Source organism: Burkholderia sp. BE12, from assembly GCF_002959955.1.
Taxonomy (GTDB): domain Bacteria; phylum Pseudomonadota; class Gammaproteobacteria; order Burkholderiales; family Burkholderiaceae; genus Burkholderia.
In genome coordinates this window covers 109,399-128,889 of record NZ_PREY01000006.1, presented here as the reverse complement: position 1 = coordinate 128,889, position 19,491 = coordinate 109,399, and the positions used below count along the sequence as shown (strand labels likewise).

General features: G+C 68.0%; 16 protein-coding genes. 3 read left to right on the top strand and 13 right to left on the bottom strand.

Going from position 1 to position 19,491, the window contains the following annotated elements; all coding sequences use genetic code 11:
• Window positions 1-41: 41 nt before the first annotated feature.
• Both C4B30_RS08610 and C4B30_RS08605 read left to right on the top strand, forming a co-directional pair.
• On the top strand, window positions 42-2,339 hold the full coding sequence (locus C4B30_RS08610; protein WP_234015420.1) for a fimbria/pilus outer membrane usher protein: 2,298 nt from the start codon (window positions 42-44) through the stop codon (window positions 2,337-2,339).
• Entirely contained in the window at window positions 2,336-3,298 is a 963-nt protein-coding gene (locus tag C4B30_RS08605; RefSeq protein WP_105132370.1) for a Csu type fimbrial protein, read from the top strand. Before C4B30_RS08610 ends, C4B30_RS08605 begins: the two co-directional genes overlap by 4 nt.
• A gap of 32 nt (window positions 3,299-3,330) precedes the next feature.
• Here C4B30_RS08605 and C4B30_RS08600 read toward each other — a convergent pair whose 3' ends face one another.
• The 4 genes from C4B30_RS08600 to C4B30_RS08585 all read right to left on the bottom strand — a co-directional run bounded on the left by C4B30_RS08600 (window position 3,331) and on the right by C4B30_RS08585 (window position 7,383).
• Complete coding sequence (locus C4B30_RS08600) at window positions 3,331-3,618, bottom strand: hypothetical protein (RefSeq protein ID WP_155257346.1); 288 nt, start codon at window positions 3,616-3,618, stop codon at window positions 3,331-3,333.
• A gap of 104 nt (window positions 3,619-3,722) precedes the next feature.
• The gene (locus C4B30_RS08595) at window positions 3,723-4,745 is read right to left on the bottom strand and encodes a histone deacetylase family protein (protein WP_027784039.1); all 1,023 of its coding nucleotides are present in this window, start codon (window positions 4,743-4,745) and stop codon (window positions 3,723-3,725) included.
• Between the two features lie 24 nt (window positions 4,746-4,769).
• Window positions 4,770-6,041 (bottom strand): Zn-dependent hydrolase, encoded by a 1,272-nt coding sequence (locus C4B30_RS08590; protein ID WP_027784038.1) that lies wholly within the window; start codon window positions 6,039-6,041, stop codon window positions 4,770-4,772.
• Window positions 6,042-6,072: 31 nt separating this feature from the next.
• Window positions 6,073-7,383 (bottom strand): MFS transporter, encoded by a 1,311-nt coding sequence (locus tag C4B30_RS08585; RefSeq protein ID WP_027784037.1) that lies wholly within the window; start codon window positions 7,381-7,383, stop codon window positions 6,073-6,075.
• A gap of 189 nt (window positions 7,384-7,572) precedes the next feature.
• Between C4B30_RS08585 and C4B30_RS08575 the strand changes: the two genes are divergently transcribed.
• A complete protein-coding gene (locus C4B30_RS08575; protein WP_006481805.1) occupies window positions 7,573-8,529 on the top strand; it encodes a LysR family transcriptional regulator in 957 nt (318 codons plus the stop codon).
• Window positions 8,530-8,587: 58 nt separating this feature from the next.
• On the opposite strand, the gene C4B30_RS08570 is transcribed toward C4B30_RS08575, so the two are convergent.
• From C4B30_RS08570 to C4B30_RS08525, 9 genes are all read right to left on the bottom strand, one after another.
• Window positions 8,588-9,646 (bottom strand): porin, encoded by a 1,059-nt coding sequence (locus tag C4B30_RS08570; protein WP_230469126.1) that lies wholly within the window; start codon window positions 9,644-9,646, stop codon window positions 8,588-8,590.
• A 172-nt stretch (window positions 9,647-9,818) separates the two neighbouring features.
• The gene (locus tag C4B30_RS08565) at window positions 9,819-11,249 is read right to left on the bottom strand and encodes a purine-cytosine permease family protein (protein WP_027784035.1); all 1,431 of its coding nucleotides are present in this window, start codon (window positions 11,247-11,249) and stop codon (window positions 9,819-9,821) included.
• A gap of 303 nt (window positions 11,250-11,552) precedes the next feature.
• The gene (locus C4B30_RS35615; protein ID WP_199779065.1) at window positions 11,553-11,954 is read right to left on the bottom strand and encodes a hypothetical protein; all 402 of its coding nucleotides are present in this window, start codon (window positions 11,952-11,954) and stop codon (window positions 11,553-11,555) included.
• Window positions 11,955-11,977: 23 nt separating this feature from the next.
• On the bottom strand, window positions 11,978-12,607 hold the full coding sequence (locus C4B30_RS08550; protein WP_105132369.1) for an NAD(P)H-binding protein: 630 nt from the start codon (window positions 12,605-12,607) through the stop codon (window positions 11,978-11,980).
• A 547-nt stretch (window positions 12,608-13,154) separates the two neighbouring features.
• Window positions 13,155-14,546 carry a dihydrolipoyl dehydrogenase gene (gene lpdA / locus C4B30_RS08545; protein ID WP_027784033.1) on the bottom strand — a complete coding sequence of 464 codons (1,392 nt, stop codon included), beginning with the start codon at window positions 14,544-14,546 and terminating at the stop codon, window positions 13,155-13,157.
• Window positions 14,547-14,550: 4 nt separating this feature from the next.
• Complete coding sequence (locus tag C4B30_RS08540; RefSeq protein WP_027784032.1) at window positions 14,551-15,870, bottom strand: dihydrolipoamide acetyltransferase family protein; 1,320 nt, start codon at window positions 15,868-15,870, stop codon at window positions 14,551-14,553.
• A gap of 1 nt (window position 15,871) precedes the next feature.
• The gene (locus C4B30_RS08535) at window positions 15,872-16,912 is read right to left on the bottom strand and encodes an alpha-ketoacid dehydrogenase subunit beta (RefSeq protein WP_027784031.1); all 1,041 of its coding nucleotides are present in this window, start codon (window positions 16,910-16,912) and stop codon (window positions 15,872-15,874) included.
• 2 nt (window positions 16,913-16,914) lie between these two features.
• Complete coding sequence (locus tag C4B30_RS08530; protein ID WP_027784030.1) at window positions 16,915-18,147, bottom strand: 3-methyl-2-oxobutanoate dehydrogenase (2-methylpropanoyl-transferring) subunit alpha; 1,233 nt, start codon at window positions 18,145-18,147, stop codon at window positions 16,915-16,917.
• Window positions 18,148-18,551: 404 nt separating this feature from the next.
• Window positions 18,552-19,178, bottom strand: a complete 627-nt coding sequence (locus tag C4B30_RS08525; protein ID WP_027784029.1) for a flavin reductase family protein — start codon at window positions 19,176-19,178, stop codon at window positions 18,552-18,554.
• Between the last annotated feature and the right edge of the window lie 313 nt (window positions 19,179-19,491).

The following is a 19,491-nucleotide window of genomic DNA, read 5'->3' as shown; positions in this document are numbered from 1 at the left end:
CGCCCGACGGACGCAGAACGTCGCGACGCGCACGGCGCCTCGTGCTCGCGGCCGTCGTGGCCGGCGGCCTGCTCGTGCGCGGCGGCGCACGCGCGGACGAACCGGCGGCGCTCGTGATGACCGACCGCACGCACGACGTGATCCTCGAAGTCAGCGTCAACGGCGAAAGCACGACGCTGCTCGTGCCTTTCCGCGAACGCGGCGGCCACCTGTCGGCGAGCGGCGCCGATCTGCGCACGGTCGGCGTCGCGACCGACCGGCTCGGCATCGCCGACGCGGCGACGGTCGAGCTCGACACGATCGCCCGCCTGCGTTACCGCTACGACGCGGCCCGCCAGAGCGTCGACCTGGAGATGACCGACGCGCTGCGCCGCCCGCATACGATCGACAGCCGCGCGTTGCCGGCGACGGAAGCGGCCACCGCGTCGCGCGGGATCGCGATCAACTACGAGGCCTACGCGCAGACGATCGGCGACCGGCAGTTCTCGCTCTACACCGACGTGCGCTACTTCGATCCGAACGGCGTGTTCAACACCACCGGCACCGCGTATTTCTACAACGGCCAGCGGCGCTACACGCGCTTCGATACGTCGTGGAGCCGGTCGGACCCGGCGCGGCCGAGCACGACGCAGATCGGCGACGCGATCTCGGGATCGCTCGCATGGACGCGCTCGGTACGCCTCGGCGGCTTCCAGTGGCGCAGCAACTTCGCACTGCGGCCCGACCTCGTGACGTTCCCGATCCCGTCGCTCGCGGGCTCCGCGGCGGTGCCGTCGGCGGTCGACCTGTACATCAACAACGTACGCCAGTACACCGGCAACGTGCCGAGCGGGCCGTTCATCATCCACGACGTGCCGGGCATCACGGGCGCCGGCCAGGCGACGGTCATCACGCGCGACGCGCTCGGGCGCACCGTCGCGACCTCCGTGCCGCTCTACGTCGACACCCGCATGCTGTCGGCCGGGCTGTCGAGCTACTCGTTCGAGGCCGGCTTCCTGCGCCGCAACTACGCGCTGCAGTCGTTCGACTACGACGCGCGACCGGCCGTCAGCGGCTCGATGCGGCGCGGCGTCAGCGATACGCTGACCGTCGAAGGGCATGCCGAAGCGACCGCCGGCGTACTCAACGCCGGCGTCGGCGCGCTGATGCGGCTCGGCTGCGCGGGCGTCGTGAGCGGCGCGGTCGCGGGCAGCGTCGGCCGCTATCCGGGCACGCAGGTGAGCGTCGGCTACCAGTTGATCGAACCGCGCTTCTCGATCAACGCGCAGACGATCCGCGCGTTCGGCCGCTACGGCGACCTCGCGTCGCGCGACGGTGCGCCGGTGCCGGCGGCGACCGACCAGGCGACGCTCGCGTTGCCGTTCATGCACCGCCAGACGGTGTCGCTCAGCTATATCGGCTTCCGGCTGCCGCAGGGCCCGAGCGCGCGGATCGGCACCGTGTCGTACACGCTGAGCTTCGGCGATCTCGCGTCGCTGAGCGTGAGCGCCTACCGCGATTTCGCGCAGCAGGGCGCGAACGGCGCGTTCGTGTCGCTGAACATCGGGCTCGGCCGCAACACGTCGATCAACACGACCGTCGGCCGCCAGCGCGGCCAGTCGAACTACACGGTCGACGCGAGCCGCCCGCCCGACTACGACGGCGGTTGGGGCTGGGGCGTGCAGACGGGCGGCACGGGCGCGGTGCCCTACCGGCAGGCGCAGTTGCGCTACCTCGGCCACGCGGGCGAAGTCATCGCCGGCGCGCAGAGCATCGATCGACAGACCGGCGCATCGCTCGACGTCAGCGGCGCACTCGTGTTCATGGACCGCAGCCTGCAGTTGTCGCGCCGCATCGACGACGGCTTCGCACTGGTGTCGACCGATGGCGTCGCCGGCATCCCGGTACTGCACGAGAACCGCGTGATCGGCACGACCGACCGCGCGGGACACCTGCTCGTGCCCGACCTGAACGCGTACCAGAACAACCAGGTCGCGATCGACTCGATGAAGCTGCCCGCCGACGCGCGGATCGCCCGCACGTCGATGACGGTCGTGCCGCGGGCGCAATCGGGCGTCGTCGCGCATTTCGGCGTGTCGCGCTATCGCGCGGCGTCGGTGATCCTGCACGATGCCGCCGGCAAGCCGCTGCCGGCCGGCGCGCGCGTGCATCACGCCGAAAGCGGCGCGGACACGATCGTCGGCTACGACGGGCTCACGTTCGTCGACGGGCTGAAGGACGACAACCATCTCGCGATCGATTACGGCACGCAGCATTGCGTCGCGGAATTTGCGTTCACCGCGCCCGCCAACGGCACGCTGCCGACCGTCGGCCCGCTCGCCTGCAAGGCGGCGCCATGAGGATCGTGCTGCTGCTCGTCGTCGCGTGCGTCGCATGGTGCGGCATGCCGCGTCACGCTCAGGCCGAAACGTGCACGGCCACCGCGTCGACCGTCAACTTCGGCTCGGTCAGCCCGATCTCGCGCGCATCGGTCGCCGCGACCGGCACCGTCAGCATCACGTGCACGTGGTCGGCCATCACGCTGACGCCGAACGTGCTCGTGTGCCTGAGTCTCGGCGGCACGAGTCCGCGCAGCCTCGTCAACGGCACCAACGCAATGCAGTACGACCTCTACCTCGATGCCGCGCACTCCGTCGCGTGGGGTTCGATCTATTCCGGCACGACGCCCGCCTCCGTCACGCTCGTCAAACCCGCCCTCGGCACCAGCGCGAGCGCCACGGTCACGATCTACGGACAGATCACCGCGAACCAGCCGACCGTTCCGACGACCGGCAACAGCACGACCGCCTACTCGCAGACGTTCGGCGGCAACACGACATCGATCAACGTGGGGTTCTACCTGCTCGGCGCGCCGACCTGCGCGTCGTTGACCACGTCGAACGGAACCTTCCCGTTCAGCGCGACGGCGAACGTGATCAACAACTGCAACATCAGCGCGACCAACGTCAACTTCGGCACCGCGAGCGTGCTGTCGGGCGCGCTCGCCGCAACCGGCTCGATCACCGCGCAATGCACCAACGGCGATGCGTGGAAGATCGCGCTGAACGGCGGCGGCAGCGGCAACGTGACGGCGCGCCAGATGCAGCGCAGCGGCGGCGGCGGGACGATCAACTACGGGCTGTACACGGACGCGGCGCGCTCGATCGCGTGGGGCGACGGCACGGGCGGCAGCGCGACGGTCACGGGCGTCGGCACCGGCACGTCGCAGGTCGTGACGGTGTACGGCGCGGTGCCGGCGCAAACCACGCCCGCGCCGGGCAACTACAGCGACACGATCACCGCGACGATCAGTTTCTAGCGGAAACGACGGGACGACGGAGCGCGCGCCGCTCAGAACGTGACGGTCCACGCGGGCGCCGGACTCGCGCCGACGCTGCGCGGCATCGATCGCCGGTCGGGCAGCGGCGCACGGCTCAGCACGAACGGCGTGCCGAGCGCGCAATTGACGCTCGGCATGTCGGCATCGACGGCCTGTCGAACGGCGGGGCCGATCGTGCAGGTTTCCGGAATGGTGAGACTGACGCGCAGCGGAATCGACGGTTCCGCGCCGCCCGCGAGCGGCCCTGCGCCGAGCATCGCGAGCGCGATCGTCGTGCGGGTGATTTGGCCGGGTGTCATCGTGCGGCCCTCCTTCGTGCATCCATCCAGCATATGCGCGAATTATCGGCGTGCACGCGGAAAACTTGAACCGCGCGCACCCCGATCCGGCCCCGCCGCGTCAGTCAGCGCCCCGCGGCAAACCCGCCGAAAAACGCGCGCGCGTTCGCATCGAGACTCTCGAGGTGATAGCCGCCCTCCTGCACGATCACCGTCGGCAATCCGAGCGCGCCGATCGCGCCGCCCAGCCGGCCGAACCCGTCGGTCGTGACCGCGACCTGCGATTGCGGATCGTCCTTGTAGATGTCGAAGCCGAGCGCGAGCACGAGCGCATCGGGCTGGAACCGCGCGAGCGCGCGCAGCGCGTCGTCGAGCCGCTCGAAGAACGCCGACTCCGGCGCGCCGTGCGGCATCGGCAGGTTGAGGTTGAAGCCGTCGCCGGCGCCCGCCCCCGTCTCTTCCTCGTAACCTGCAACGACCGGGTAGAAGTTGGTCGGGTCGCCGTGAATCGACACGTACAGCACATCGTCGCGGCCGTAGAAAATCTCCTGCACGCCCTGACCATGATGCATGTCGGTATCGAGGATCGCGACGCGGCGATGGCGACCCAGCAGCGCCTGCGCGGCAATCGCCGCGTTGTTCAGGTAGCAGAAGCCGCCGGCCGCATCGCGACGCGCGTGATGGCCGGGCGGCCGGCACAGCGCGTAGGCTTCGCGTGCGCCGTCGTTGACGTCGGCCGCCGCGGCCAGCGCGCCCTGCGCGGACCAGTACGCCGCGCGCCACGTGTTCGCCCCCACCGGGCAACTGCCGTCGGCGAGATAGCGCGCGGCTTTCGCGAGCACGCCGCGCAGCGGGTTCGGATCGCGCACGAACACGTTCGACATCACTTCGTCGCCCCAGTCGTCGGGCATCCGCTTCCAGTCGCGGTGCGCCTCCTCGAGAAAGCGCAGGTAGTTCATGTCGTGCACGGCCGCGATCGGCGCGGTGCCGCGGTCGGCCGGCTCGCGCACGTCGAAGTCGAGCGACCGGACGGCCCGGACGAGCCGCGCCGCGCGTTCGGGCACTTCCTGCGGCTCGCGCATCTGGCCGCGCGACAGATAGCTGCGCGGATGGTGCAGCAGTTGTTCGGGATGGAAATAGGTTTTCATGGTGGTCCTCGTCGATTCGCCGTATCAGGCGCCGTGCGTCGCAGCCGGCGCTTCGACGCGCGTCGCGATGCCCGCGCGCGCCAGCACCGCATGGAGCAGCACGTTCGTGCCGCGCGTCACGTCGTCGGGCAATGCATCCTCGGCTTCGTTGTGCGACAGGCCGTCGACGCACGGAATGAACACCATCGCGGTCGGGAAGCGGCGTGCGAGCAGGATCGCGTCGTGGCCGGCGCCGCTCACGATCCGCTCGTGCGTGTAGCCGAATGCGGCAGCCGCCTGCGCGACCAGCCCGACGCAATCGCGGTCGAACGGCGTCGCCGGGCTGCGCCAGCAGGTATCGATCGCCACCTGCACGCCGCGCGCGGCGGCAACGCGGGCGCATGCGTCGCGCAGGTCGCGCTCCATCGCATCGACTTCGGCATCGTCGTGATGACGCAGGTCGACCGTAAACGTCAGGTCGCCGGCAATCGTGTTGCGCGATGCGTTGCGAATCCCGACCTGCCCGATCGTCGCGAGCCCGCGTGGCGCGTAGCCGGCGACGATCCGTTCGAGTTCGAGCGCGATCTGCGCGCTCGCGAAATACGCGTCCTTGCGATACGGCATCGGCGTCGTGCCCGCGTGCGCGGCCACGCCTGTGACCGTCACGTCGAGCCAGCGGATCGCCTGCCCGCCCGTGACGATGCCGATCGTCGTGCCGTTCGCCTCGAGCACCGGCCCCTGTTCGATGTGCGCCTCGAAATACGCGTCGACCGCGCCGCCCGTTGCGCGCGTGCCGCGATAGCCGCATGCGTCGAGCGCCGCGCCGAGCGTGACGCCGTCGGCGTCCTGCTTCGCGAGCGCGTCGTCGAGCGGCAACGCGCCCGTGAATACGGCCGAACCGAGCATCGCCGGCGCGAAGCGCGCGCCTTCCTCGTTGGTCCACGACACGATCTCGAGCGGCTTGTCGGTCGCGATGCCCGCGTCGTTCAGCGTGCGCACGAGTTCGAGCGCGGCGAGCACGCCGTAGACGCCGTCGAAGCGGCCGCCTTCGGGCTGCGTGTCGAGATGGCTGCCGATCAGCACCGGCGCGGCGCGCGCATCGGCGCCGTCGCGCCGGGCGAACAGGTTGCCGACTGCGTCGACGCTCACCGTCAGCCCCGCGTCGCGGCACCATTGCGCGAACAGGTCGCGCCCGCGCCGGTCGTCATCGGTAAGCGCGAGGCGCCGCACGCCGCCGCGCGGGGTTGCGCCGACGCGCGCCATGTCGGCCAGGCTCTGCCACAGTCGGGCGCCGTCGATTTCCAGCAGGTCGTTCATATGCATTCCAGATCGATTCGTTCGTTGAGGTTCAATGCGAGCCGAGCGCTTCGGCGGCGGCCGGCTGCGCGGCGCGGCGCGCATCGAGCGCGACGATGCAGAGCAGCGAAATACCGGCGAGACACGTATAGAACACCGCGAGCGGCCACCACTGCCCCGTGAAGCGATGCGCGAGCCACGTGCCGACGAGCGGCGTCAGGCCGCCCGCGAGGGCGCCGCAAATCTGGTAAGCGAGCGAGATCGCCGAATAACGCACGTGTGCGGGAAACACGTCGCTGACGAAGCCCGCGATCACCGAATAGAAGCCGGCCATGCAGACGACGGCGAGCGCGATGCCGGCGATCAGCGACGCGGACGTGCCGCCCTGCACGAGCATGAACATCGGATACGGCGACATCATTGCGAGCAGCGCCGCGAGTTTCAGGAAGCGCGCCCCGCCGATGCGCTCGGCGATCCAGGCGGCGAGCGGCTGCGCGAAGAACTGGATGATCGCCACCGCGAACAGGCTGTCGAGGATCAGCGAGCGCGATACGCCGACGTACTGCGTCGTGTACGCGATCATGAACGTGTTCGTGAAATAGACGCCCGCGATGCCGATCGTGTTCGCGCCGATGCAGAGCAGCACGAGCCCCGACGCGGAACGGAACACTTCCGCGACCGGCAGCTTCACCGTGCGGTTGGCTTCCTTGACCCGCGCGAATTCCGGCGACTCGTTCACGCCGAGCCGGATCAGGATGCCGACCACGAGCAACACCGAACTCGCGAGAAACGGCAGGCGCCAGCCCCAGGCGAGGAAGTCGGCCTTGTCCATCGACGTGACCGCGCGGAACGCGATCAGCGACAGGATCAGCCCGGCCGGGCTGCCGAGTTGCGCGAACGACGCGAAGAACGTGCGGCGCCCCTGCGGCGCATGCTCGCCCGCCATCAGCACCGCGCCGCCCCATTCGCCGCCGACCGCGATCCCCTGCACGACGCGCAGCGCAACGAGCAGCACCGGCGCGAGGATGCCGACCTTCGAATAATCGGGCAGCAGCCCGACGCAGACGGTCGCGACGCCCATCATCATCAGCGTCGTCATCAGCGCCTTCTTGCGGCCGATGCGGTCGCCGAGATGGCCGAAGATCACGCCGCCGAGCGGGCGCGCGAAGAAGCCGACCGCGAACGTCGCGAACGACGCCATCGTGCTGACGAACGGGTCGTGCGACGGGAAATAGAGTTCGCCGAATACGAGCGCGGCAGCGGTCGCGTAGATGTAGAAGTCGTACCACTCGATCATCGTGCCGATGAACGCGGCTGTCGCGGCACGTGCCGGCTGGCGGGCGGAAGGAAGGGACTGGGTCATGCGGGCTCCTGACGCGCGCCGCGGCAGGGCGACGCGCAATATCGTGGACGGCCGTCTGTCGCGGCCTCGCGCCGCACGCTGCGGCGCCCCTCCTTTATCGGCGACCGCAAATCATTAGTCAAATTTCAAGTTATTATTCGCCGTATAAATTCAACTAATGTCTAGTCTGACGCCTCGCCCGGAGACCCGATGCGCCCCGACCTCGCCCCCTTCCTGAACGACCGCCTCGACTGGAACCTGCTGCGCACCTATCTGGTGATCATGCAGGAGCGCAGCGTGAGCCGCGCGGCTGCCCGCCTGCACGTCACACAGCCGGCCGTCAGCCAGGCGCTGCGGCGGCTCGAGGAGACGCTCGAGCGCCGGCTGATCGAGCGGCGCGGCGCGCACTTCGCGCCGACGCCGGCCGGCGAAGCCGTGTACCGGATCGCGAGCGACATCTACGGCGGCATTTCGCGCCTCGAGACCGAAATCGACGACAGCACGGCCGATCTGACCGGCTCGATCCGGTTGCTGACGGTGAGCCGTATCGAATCGCCCGTCTACGACGAGTTCCTCGCGGATTTCCATCGTGCGTATCCGCGTATCGATCTGCAGATCGAAGTGATGCGCTCGTCGGACATTCTCTCTTCACTGCTGCAGAAGACGGCCACCGCCGGGCTCGGCCTGTGCCGCACGCCGCACGACAAGCTGGAGATGCGCTGCTTCCTCCGCCAGCGTTATGCGATCTACTGCGGCCGCCATCACCGGCTGTTCGGGCAGACGCAATTGCGGATGGACGACCTGCTCGCGGAGAATTTCGTGTCGTTTACGAGCGACCAGATCGGCGACAGCCTGTCGCCGCTCACCGTGTTCCGCGACCAGAAGGGTTTCACGGGGCGCATCGTCGCGTCGTCGCCGAGCCTCGAGGAAGTGCGGCGGCTGATCTTCGCGGGCTACGGGATCGGCTGCCTGCCGGAGCACATCGTGCGCGACGACATCGCGCAACAACGGCTGTGGCGCTTACCGCCCGACGACGGGCTCGTCGATGTCGACGTGTTCCTGCTGTGGCATCGCGATCGCAAGATGAATGCGGCCGAGCACGCGTTTCTCGACGCGATGGAGCGTTGCATGCAGCGCTACTCGCTCGCGGAACGGCTCGGGAAATGACGGCGCGTGTGCGGCGGGCGCATGCACCGGGCACACGCGGCCCGACGCATCGCGTGCGTCAGAAGCGATGCACGATGCCGAGTTGCACGCCGCGCGCATTGGCGCCCGGGTACGCGAGCGGCAGGCCGGGGTTCGCCGCACCGGCGAGCGTGTAGCCGGCCTGGTTGCGATTGCGCAGGTACGACAGCGCGCCGTAGAAGCTCGTGCGCTTCGACAGGTCGTATTCGTACATCAGCCCGAGCTGGTCCGCATTGTTGCCTTGCGACGACTGGTCGTGCAGGTACGCGTAACCGAGCGCGACGGTGTTCGCAGGATTGAACTGGTATTTGACCGACAAGCCGTACACGCGCGAATCGATCCCGAGGTCGGCCCACTTCACCGCGGAAAAACCGCCATACACGGTGGCCTTGCCGATCGCGTACGACGCGCCGGCCATGATCGTGCGATCGGTCGTGGTCGCCGCGGCGTTCTTCAACCACTGGCCCGCGACGAATGCGCCGAACGGGCCATGCTCGTAGGTCAGGTCGAACTGCTGGCTGGAGCCGGCCGAGCGTACGCCGCCCGCATCGCCGAAGCCGAAGTACAGTCCGCCCTGGAAACCGGCGATCTCGGGGGTCTGGTATGACAGCGTGTTGCTCGTGCGGAATGCGAATACGGTCAGGTTGTCCATGCCGGACGCCTGCGTGACGCCGCCGAACGCGTCCTGTCCGCCCTGGTCGTTGAACAGCGGCGAATTCTGCCGGCCCGCGCGGACCTTGCCCCACTGCCCCGCCACGCCGACCCACGCCTGCCGGTTGAACAACGTGCCGGCACTCGCGAGCGAGCCGTCGTTCGGGTTGAAGCCGTTTTCCAGCGCGAACTCGATCTTCTGCCCGCCGCCGATATCCTCGCCGCCCTTCAGCCCGAACCGGCTGCCCCACTGGCCGCCCGAATTGATCGCCGCCGTATAGCCGTTGCCTGTATTCACGTACTGCGCGAATTCGTCGATCACGCCGTACAGCGTGACGCCGTCCTGCGCGAGCGCGGTGCCCGACGCGGCGAGGCATGCGGCCGCCACCGTCATGCGAAGACCGGCATGCAGCGGCCGCGCCCGGGAATCGCCATCGCGGGTTTTCATTTCGTTAGTCATACTATTCAATGGTTAGAGAATGAAGCGATACCGGGCGCAGCAGTCGCTACCGCACCGGTATCGCATGAAAGGGAATGTGGGGGAGCCCGGCGCAGGCGGCGCCCGGCTCGACGCGACGCTCAGGCCGGCGACCTGCCGGCCCGATGCGCGAGACGTGTCGTCAGTGGTGCACTTCGCCGCGTTCGAGCGGCAGGATCAGGCGCTCGGGAATGCTGCGTCGCGACGCGCGGGCGCCGATGTAATACAGCACGGCCGGCACGACGAGGCCGAGAATCCACGAGATGTCGGTGCCGCCGAGCGCATCGACGAGCGGCCCCGTGTAGATGTGCGTCGACATGAACGGCAGTTGCACCAGGATGCCGACCACGTAGATCGTGATGGCCATCACGTTCCAGCGGCCGTAGCGGCCATCCGGATCGGACAGCGCCGGCACGTCGTAGCGCGAGCGCGTGAAGCAGTAGTAGTCGACCAGGTTGATCGCGCTCCACGGCGTGAAGAACGCGAGCAGGAACAGGATGAACGCGGTGAATTCCTTCAGGAACGAATGACGGCCCGCGAGCGCGATCAGCGTCGACACACAGATCATCCCGAAGATGTATACGAGGCGGCTCTTCGACGATACCGCGCCCTTGCCGCGAAAACCGCTGACGATCGTCGCCATCGACATGAAGCTGCCGTACGCGTTGAGCGCCGTCACCGTCACCTTGCCGAACGCGATGCTGAAATACAGCAACGCGGCCACGGCGCCCGTCGAGCCCAGGCCGACGATGTACGACACTTCATGGTGCGCGAACTGGCTGCCGGCGAGCGCGGCCGCGAACACGCCGAACACCATCGCCGCCTGGGCGCCGAGCACCGAACCGAGGCCGACCGCGAGAAACGTCGCGACCGACGACGTCGAGCGCGGCAAGTAGCGCGAATAGTCGGCCACGTACGGGCCGAACGCGATTTGCCACGATGCGGACAGCGACATCGACAGCAGGAAGCTCGCGAGCGAGAAATGCTTGTTCGCGAGCAGTGCACCGATGTCGTGGTTCGCGAACAATTGCGTGAACATATAGACGAACGCGACGATGCCGACCACGCTCGCGATCCGGCCGACGAAGTGGATCGCGCGATAGCCGAACACGGTCAGCACGACGATCACGGCCGCGAACAGCAGGATGCCGGCCGCGTCGTCGACGTGCAGCAGTTGCGCGACGGCCTGCCCGGCCAGCACCGAGCCGCTTGCGGAAAAGCCGATGTACATCAGGCACACGAGCACGATCGGAATCATCGCGCCGTACACGCCGAACTGCACGCGGCTCGAGATCATCTGCGGCAGCCCGAGCTGCGGCCCCTGCGCGCCATGCAGCGCCATCACAGCGCCGCCGACGAGCTGGCCGAGCAGCAGCGCGACCAGCGACCAGAACACGTCGCCGCCGAGCACGACCGCGAGCGCGCCCGTGACGATGGCCGTGATCTGCATGTTGGCCGACAACCACAACGTGAACTGGCTCAGCAGGCCGCCGTGGCGCTCGGCGTCGGGAATGAAGTCGATCGAGCGAACCTCGATCAGTCCGCCGGCTTTTCCACTGGAATTCGTTGACACGGGTCAATCTCCAAAATACTCAGGACCACACATGGTTTGAACGGGACAGGAAGCTGCGAGCCGCCCTTTCGGCTCTAAGGATGCGGGGCGCCGTGGATCGCCGGCATGCGCCACGCACGCACGGTCTGCACGCTGGCGCGCAACAGGCACCACGTGTGCCGACGTTGCCAGCGGATGATCTTGTATATACAACTTGCGAGATATCGGTGATTACCCGGTATCGATCGACTCTCGAAATCGCCCGCACAATCGGGATGTGTTCGATCGGTTTCACTGCAAGCAAACTGTTGGGATGGTGAAAGATCAGCGTAGGCGGGCGATGCCGGATCGCGGGCAGTCATCGTCGCTTTCTTCGCGCCGCCGGATGCCGGCGAGACAACACGGTCGGCAACCGGCGGCGACGATGCAAACGATGTCTTCATCGCAAGTCGGCGCGGGTGGAAGTCCTGCCATTGCTCTGCATGACGAAGCAGCCTTGCGAATCTGACGCGCACCGGCATCCGGCCCACGCACGCCGCCATGCACGCTGCACGCCCCTTCGTCCTCGGGCAGGATCGCGAGCACGACGCTTTCGCCCGCATCGGCGTCGCCGAAGCAGTAACCGACCATGCGTTCGCTCGCGCGACAGATCACCGAACAGTTCGACGGGCTTGACGGCTTCGCAAGCCAATAGCCGGCGCATGCCGCGTGGCGGCGCAGCGCCATCCAAGCCACCCGGTGCCCCCGGTTCAAACGAGCCGCTCCGATGCGACGACCTGCACACCCGGCCGCGCGTCGATCGCGGCGTCGAGCAATGCGCGCGCAATCCGCGGCGCGGGATTCACGCGCCACTTCGCCGGCAGCACCGGCCCGGCGGCGCTCAGCGCGAACACGAACAGCCGTTCGCCGAACCTGAACTCGTCACGACTGCCGCCGATCAGGCCCGGTCGCACGTACGTGAGCGAATCGAACCCGACGCCGGCGAGCGCCTGTTCGACCTCGCCCTTCACGCGGTTGTAGAAGATGCGCGACGCGGCATCCGCGCCGAGTGCGGAATTCAGCACGTAGGTGGGCGTGCCGTGCCGGTGCGCGAGCCGCGCGACCGCGAGCGGATAATCACGATCGACGCGCCGGAACGCCGCCTGTGAACCAGCGGCCCGCATCGTGGTGCCGAGCGTGCAGATCACCGCATCCGCGCGCCACCAGTCGGCCGCGTCGGGCAAATGGTCGAAATCGACTTCCAGCGCGCGCATCTTCGGGTGCGGCGACAACGGCCGGCGCGCAAGGACGATCACCTGATCGACCCGCGCATCGGCCAGCGCGACTTCGAGAACATGGCGCCCGACGAGTCCGGTCGCGCCGACGAGCAGCAGTTTCATGTCCGGTTCTTCCGTGTGGAGCCTGCGTTGGCGGGCCCGAGGCGGCCCGGTTTCCGGCTATCGACATGATCGTCGGTCGACGCGGCGGCGGCAACCCTTCGCACATCTCGCAAAATTACGGCCTCGTCGGGCGCCGTGCCGGGCGTTCGATGCCCGGCACGGCTACGCCATTGCATCGTGCCCGCTCGACGAACGTCCGCGCCGTTCTTCGTCGTAGAGGGAACGGGATCGGGTTGCCGGTGCACCGGCACGCAACGGTAAATTGAGCAACGCTTCGGAAGACGGTGTGCGATGACGATGCCACGCGCACGATCGCAGGCCGCATGTGATTTCGGTGTGACCTCGACGGAACCGGGGAGCAAGCGGCGTCGGCTTGCCGAATCGGATCGGACGAAACGCAATGCAATCGGGACAACTGGATAAGCACGCGGAATGTCGGCATCACGTCATTACGGATACCGAATGAAACCCCGTGAATGACGCCGGATGCCGCAAGCGCCACCGATGCATGCGTCACGCACCGGCGGCACCCTGTCAGGCTTGCACGTCAGATATGCAGCGCGTGTCCGAGCGCACGCAGCGCGGCCTCCTGAAGCGCTTCGCCGAGCGTCGGGTGCGCGTGGATCGTGCCGCCGATGTCTTCCAGCCGCGCCCCCATCTCCAGCGACTGCGAGAACGCCGCGGCCAGCTCCGATACGCCGCGCCCGACCGCCTGCCAGCCGACGATCAGGTGATTGTCGCGCCGCGCGACGACGCGCACGAACCCGTCGGTTGCCTGCAACGTCATCGCACGCCCGTTCGCGGCGAACGGGAACGATGCGCTCAGACAATCGACGCCGGCCGCGTGTGCATCGTCCGGCGACCAGCCGGCCGTCACGATCTCGGGATCGGTGAAGCACACGGCAGGAATCGACGCGGGCGTGAACCGGCGACGCCGGCCGGCGATCAGCTCGGCCACCATCTCGCCTTGCGCCATCGCGCGATGCGCGAGCATCGGTTCGCCGGCGACGTCGCCGATCGCCCACACGTTGCGCATCGAGGTCCGGCATTCGTCGTCGATCCGCAGCGCGCGGCCGTTGCGATCCAGCAGCAACGACTCGAGCCCGAAACCGTCGACGCGCGGCCGGCGGCCGACGGCAACCAGCACGCGATCGGCCGGCAGCGTCTGCTCGGCGCCGTCGGCCGCCTGCACGCGCACCGCGCCGTGCTCGTCCAGTCCGAGCACCTTGTGGCCGAGCCACAGCCGCACGCCGAGGCGCGCGAGCGAATCGGCAACCGGCCGCACGAGTTCGGCATCGTACGCAGGCAGCACGCGCTCGGCCGCTTCGACGACGCTGACGTCGACACCGAGCTTGCGATAGACGATCCCGAGTTCGAGCCCGATGTAGCCGGCCCCGACGACGACCAGCCGCTTCGGCAGCGTTGCGGGCGACAGCGCGTCGGTGGACGACACGACATGCCCGCCGAACGGCATCGACGGCAGTTCGACCGGTTCGGAACCGGTCGCGAGCAACAGGTGTTCGCAACCGATCCGCACCGCATGGCCACCGCTGACGACTTCGACGGTCTTGCCGTCGATCACGCGCGCTTCGCCGTGCAGCACGCGCACGCCGTTCTTCTTGAGCAGCGCGCCGACGCCGCGCGTCAGCCGGTCGACGATGCCGTCCTTCCACGCGACGCTTTTCGCGATGTCGATCTCCGGCGTGCGCACGCGGATCCCGAGCGCGCCTTCACCGGCATGACCGCAGGCCTGTTCGAACGCGTCGGCCACGTGGATCAACGCCTTCGACGGAATGCAGCCGATGTTCAGGCACGTCCCGCCGAGCCGGTCGCGTTCGACCAGCACGGTCGGAATGCCGAGCTGGCCGGCGCGGATCGCGGCGACGTAGCCGCCCGGGCCGCCGCCGATGACGAGCAGTGTGGTGTGTTCGTTCTTCATCGGCTCACTCCACGAACAGCAGTGCCGGGCGTTCGAGCACCGCGCGCACGGCCTGGATGAATTCGGCCGCGTCCGCGCCGTCGACGACGCGATGGTCGAACGACGACGACAGGTTCATCATCTTGCGCGCGACGACCGCGCCGTCGCGAATCATCGGCCGCTCGACGATCCGGTTCACGCCGACGATGCCGACTTCCGGATGATTGATCACCGGCGTCGAGACGATGCCGCCGAGCGCGCCGAGGCTCGAGATCGTGATCGTCGATCCGCTCAACTCGTCGCGCTGCGCACGATTCGCACGCACCGCGTCGGCGAGCCGTGCGATTTCCGTCGAGATCGACCACACGTCGCGCGCTTCCGCATGGCGCAGCACGGGCACCGTGAGGCCGTTGTCCGTCTGCGTCGCGACGCCCATGTGCACCGCGCCGTAGCGCGTGACGACGCCCGCTTCGTCGTCGAAACGCGCGTTGATCTGCGGGAAGTCGCGCAGCGCGATCACCATCGCGCGGATCAGCAGCGGCAGCGGCGTGAGCTTGCCGCGCGTGTCGCCGTGGCGGCGGTTCAGTTCCGTGCGCAACGATTCGAGCTCGGTGACGTCGATCTCCTCGACGTAGCTGAAATGCGGGATGCGGCGCTTCGCTTCCTGCATCTTGCGCGCGATCGCGCGCCGCAAACCGATCACCGGCACGTCGGTTTCGTCGTGGCGTTCGTCGTAGCCGCGCGGTTGCGACCCGTGCGCGGTGCCGCCGCCGGTGCGCGCATACGCATCGAGATCCGCATGCAGGATCCGCCCGGCTTCACCGGTGCCGCGCACGTAGCGCAGCTCGATGCCCATGTCCCACGCGCGCTGACGCACGGCCGGCGACGCGAGCGGCCGCTCGCCTGGTGCGAGCGCCGCGCGCGGTGGCGTGGCCGGTTCGTCGCGGCGCGGTTTCGCCGGTGCGCGAGGCGCCGCGGGCTGCGCAGGCAACTCGGCCGGTTCGGCCGGCGCGTCGGCCGCCGGCTTCGACGGCGCCGTCGCGACCGGTGCGGTTGCTACCTTCGTTTCTCGCACCGGTGCCGCGGCCTTCAGGTTGCCGTCGCCTTCGACTTCCAGCCGAATCAGCTCGCTGCCGACCGCCATCATCTCGCCGATCCGGCCGCCCAGTTCCATCACCTTGCCCGTCACCGGCGACGGGATCTCGACCGCCGCCTTGTCGGTCATCACGTCGGCGAGCGGCTGGTCTTCCTTGATCGTCTGCCCGACTTCCACATGCCAGGCCACCAGCTCGACCTCGGCGATCCCTTCGCCGATATCCGGCATCTTGATGACATGAATCCCCATCTCACGCCTCCAGCACGCGTCGCAACGCTTCACCGACCCGGGTCGGGCCCGGAAAGTACGCCCATTCCTGCGCATGCGGATACGGCGTGTCCCAGCCCGTCGTCCGCTCGACCGGCGCCTCGAGGTGGTAGAAGCAGTGTTCCTGGACCAGCGACACGAGCTCCGCGCCATAGCCGCAGGTGCGCGTCGCCTCGTGCACGACGACGCAGCGCCCGGTCTTGCGCACCGACGCGACGATTGTGTCGAGATCGAGCGGCCACAGCGTGCGCAGGTCGAGCACTTCCGCGTCGATGCCCGTCTCCTCGGCGGCGGCCAGCGACACGTGCACCGTCGTGCCGTACGTCAGCACCGTCACGTCGTTGCCGGGCCGCACGACGGCGGCCGTATCGAGCGGCACCGTGTAGTAGCCTTCGGGCACCGCGCTCGCGGGATGCTTGAGCCACGACGTGACGGGCCGTTCGTGATGACCGTCGAACGGCCCGTTGTACAACCGTTTCGGTTCGAGGAAGATCACCGGATCGTCGTTCTCGATCGACGCGATCAACAATCCTTTCGCGTCGTACGGATTCGATGGCATCACCGTGCGCAGCCCGCACACCTGCGTGAACATCGCCTCCGGGCTCTGACTGTGCGTCTGCCCGCCGTAGATCCCGCCGCCGCACGGCATCCGGATCGTCATCGGCGCGGTGAACTGGCCGGCCGAGCGGTAGCGCAGCCGCGCGCCTTCCGACACGATCTGGTCGGACGCCGGATAGAAATAGTCGGCGAACTGGATCTCGCAGACGGGGCGCAATCCGTACGCGCCCATCCCGACCGCCACGCCGACGATCCCGCCTTCCGAGATCGGCGCATCGAACACGCGCGACTTGCCATATTTGTTCTGCAGTCCTTCGGTACAGCGGAACACGCCGCCGAAATAGCCGACGTCCTGTCCGAACACGACGACATCGCCGTCGCGCCCGAGCATCACGTCCATCGCGGAGCGCAGCGCCTGGATCATCGTCATCGGCTGCGTCGCCGTTCGTGTCTCGTGTTGCACCATGATCACGCTCCCAGTTCCTGGCGCTGACGGCGCAGGTGCGCGGGCAGCTCCTTGTACACGTCGTCGAACATCGAGGCCGGCGACGGAATCCGGTCGTCGGCCAGCGTTCCGTACTTCTCCGCTTCCTTCTGCGCGGCGACCACCTCGGCCTCGAGCTCGGCCGTCAACGCGTCTTGCGCGCTGTCCGACCAGATGCCCTTCACGATGAGGTGGCGCTTGAAACGCTCGATCGGATCGCCGAGCGGGAAATGGGACCAGTCGTCGCTCGGCCGGTACTTGGTCGGATCGTCCGACGTCGAATGCGCGCCCGCGCGGTAGGTCACCCACTCGATCAGCGTCGGGCCGAGATTGCGGCGCGCGCGTTCGGCCGCCCAGCTCGATGCCGCGTAGATCGCGAGGAAGTCGTTGCCGTCGACGCGCAGCGACGCGATCCCGCAGCCGACGCCGCGACCGGCGAAGGTCGTGCCCTCGCCGCCCGCGATCGCCTGGAACGTCGAGATCGCCCACTGGTTGTTGACGACGTTCAGCACGACCGGCGCGCGGTACACGTGCGCGAACGTGAGCGCGGTGTGGAAATCGGCTTCGGCCGTCGCGCCGTCGCCGATCCACGCGGACGCGATCTTCGTGTCGCCCTTGATCGCCGACGCCATCGCCCAGCCGACCGCCTGGATGAACTGCGTCGCGAGGTTGCCGGAAATGGAGAAGAAGCCCGCCTCGCGATCCGAGTACATCACCGGGAGCTGGCGGCCCTTGAGCGGATCGCCTTCGTTCGACATCAGCTGGCAGATCATCCGCTCGAGCGACACGTCGCGTGCGATCAGGATGCTCTGTTGCCGGTAGGTCGGAAAGCACATGTCGCCGTCGCGCAGCGCCATCGCGTGCGCGGTGCCGATCGCCTCTTCGCCGAGGCTCAACATGTAGAAGGAGATTTTCTTCTGGCGCTGCGCGATCATCATGCGTGCGTCGAAAATGCGGGTCTTGAGCATCGCGCGCAGCCCGGCGATCAGCCGCGCATCGTCGAGATCGGGCGCCCACGGGCCGACGGCCCTGCCGCTGTCGTCGAGCACGCGCACGAGGCTGCGGGCGAGATCGGCGGTGTCCGCCGCGGCAACGTCGATCGGCGGGCGGCGGACCGCGCCGGCCGGCGATAGATGCAGATAGGAAAAGTCCGTCTTGCAGCCCGGGCGCCCGGTGGGCTCCGGCACATGCAGACGCAATGGCTCTGACAGGCTCATCGTGTCGTCTCCACGCTCGATTGTGTCTCACGCTGTTTGGGAACGCGCGGGCCGGTTGCCGGCGTGCGCGCGAGCTGACGCGCGGATAAGCACGTCAACCTTGGAAATCTATGCCTTGCAGCGGCGCGCGTCGATGCCCAAGCCGCTCGTTCGTGGTGAGCAGATTTGCCATGGCGAATCGCGGCGGCGCGCGAGGTACGGCCGGCGGAGCCGGCGCGGCCCGGGTTTGCTGCGGTGCAGGGTCGCCAGTCAGCGGCGATCGAGCGTCGGGAAGGATGGATCGGCGCGTCCCGATCATGTGAGGGTACGAAGCAAAAGACCCCGTGAAATCCTGGATTTCCACGGGGTCTTTCGGGTTCGGGCGCGCGTGCGCCCGATTGCGACTTACTGCAACGCGCGATCGATCACGCGTCTGGACGGAACAGGTCGAAGCGGCTGTCGGGCTTCACGTGCACGTAGGCCGACGGGCCGCCCGCGCGAAGAATGATGCCCGCGCCGAACGTGTCGAAAATGCCGTCCTTCAGCAGGTCATGGCGGATATGGACGGCAACGACCTCGCCCAGCACCAGCGTGGCCGGCGTCTCGGTGCCGCGATGATCGCGCAGCCGGATCACGTCGGTCACCCTGCATTCGAAGTTCACGCCGCTTTCCGCGACGCGCGGCACATCGACGAGGCGCGACGGCGCCGCGGTCAAGCCGCCGAGTTCGAATTCGTTCACGTCGTACGGCACGGCGGCGCAGGTCTGGTTCATCCGCTCGGCGAGATCGCGCGTCGCGAGGTTCCACACGAACTCGCCGGTCTCCTGCACGTTGCGCACGCTGTCCTTCGCGGTGGTGCTCGAAAAGCCGATGATCGGCGGGCGATAGTTGAACGCGTTGAAGAAGCTGTACGGTGCGAGGTTGAGCGTGCCGTCGCTGCCGCGGGATGAAATCCAGCCGATCGGGCGCGGGCCCACGATCGCGTTCAGCGGATCGTGCGGCAGGCCGTGGCCTTGCGACGGTTCGTAATAATGATGGGTCGAGTCGGTCATGACGGGGGGCTTGCGAGAGGCGAACTGCGTTGGAATTCGTCGGTAAGACGCATGCCAAGTATCACATGGCGTCGTTTTCGTCGCAGTGACGCGCATCGCGAACCGCGCTGGCGTGCCGCTGCATGTGCGTGCGCCAAACAAAAAACCCGCGAGCGCTGCAGTTCTCGCGGGTTTTTTACACCTTCGTCGAATCGCGTCAACGCAATCGATGGTGCCGGGGACCGGACTCACACTAATCCGCTTCACCCAATACCTATAGTCATTTCGCGAATTCGTCTTTGCGAAATGCCCCCACATGTGCCCCCTTGCGTCC

Bases quoted from the DNA above. Each gene is read 5' to 3' on its own strand.
- C4B30_RS08605 (WP_105132370.1), top strand. From the start codon at position 2,336: ATGAGGATCGTGCTGCTGCTCGTCGTCGCGTGCGTCGCATGGTGCGGC.
- C4B30_RS08600 (WP_155257346.1), bottom strand. From the start codon at position 3,618: ATGACACCCGGCCAAATCACCCGCACGACGATCGCGCTCGCGATGCTC.
- C4B30_RS08595 (WP_027784039.1), bottom strand. From the start codon at position 4,745: ATGAAAACCTATTTCCATCCCGAACAACTGCTGCACCATCCGCGCAGC.
- C4B30_RS08590 (WP_027784038.1), bottom strand. From the start codon at position 6,041: ATGAACGACCTGCTGGAAATCGACGGCGCCCGACTGTGGCAGAGCCTG.
- C4B30_RS08585 (WP_027784037.1), bottom strand. From the start codon at position 7,383: ATGACCCAGTCCCTTCCTTCCGCCCGCCAGCCGGCACGTGCCGCGACA.
- C4B30_RS08575 (WP_006481805.1), top strand. From the start codon at position 7,573: ATGCGCCCCGACCTCGCCCCCTTCCTGAACGACCGCCTCGACTGGAAC.
- C4B30_RS08570 (WP_230469126.1), bottom strand. From the start codon at position 9,646: ATGAAAACCCGCGATGGCGATTCCCGGGCGCGGCCGCTGCATGCCGGT.
- C4B30_RS35615 (WP_199779065.1), bottom strand. From the start codon at position 11,954: ATGGCGCTGCGCCGCCACGCGGCATGCGCCGGCTATTGGCTTGCGAAG.
- C4B30_RS08550 (WP_105132369.1), bottom strand. From the start codon at position 12,607: ATGAAACTGCTGCTCGTCGGCGCGACCGGACTCGTCGGGCGCCATGTT.
- lpdA (WP_027784033.1), bottom strand. From the start codon at position 14,546: ATGAAGAACGAACACACCACACTGCTCGTCATCGGCGGCGGCCCGGGC.
- C4B30_RS08540 (WP_027784032.1), bottom strand. From the start codon at position 15,870: ATGGGGATTCATGTCATCAAGATGCCGGATATCGGCGAAGGGATCGCC.
- C4B30_RS08535 (WP_027784031.1), bottom strand. From the start codon at position 16,912: ATGGTGCAACACGAGACACGAACGGCGACGCAGCCGATGACGATGATC.
- C4B30_RS08530 (WP_027784030.1), bottom strand. From the start codon at position 18,147: ATGAGCCTGTCAGAGCCATTGCGTCTGCATGTGCCGGAGCCCACCGGG.
- C4B30_RS08525 (WP_027784029.1), bottom strand. From the start codon at position 19,178: ATGACCGACTCGACCCATCATTATTACGAACCGTCGCAAGGCCACGGC.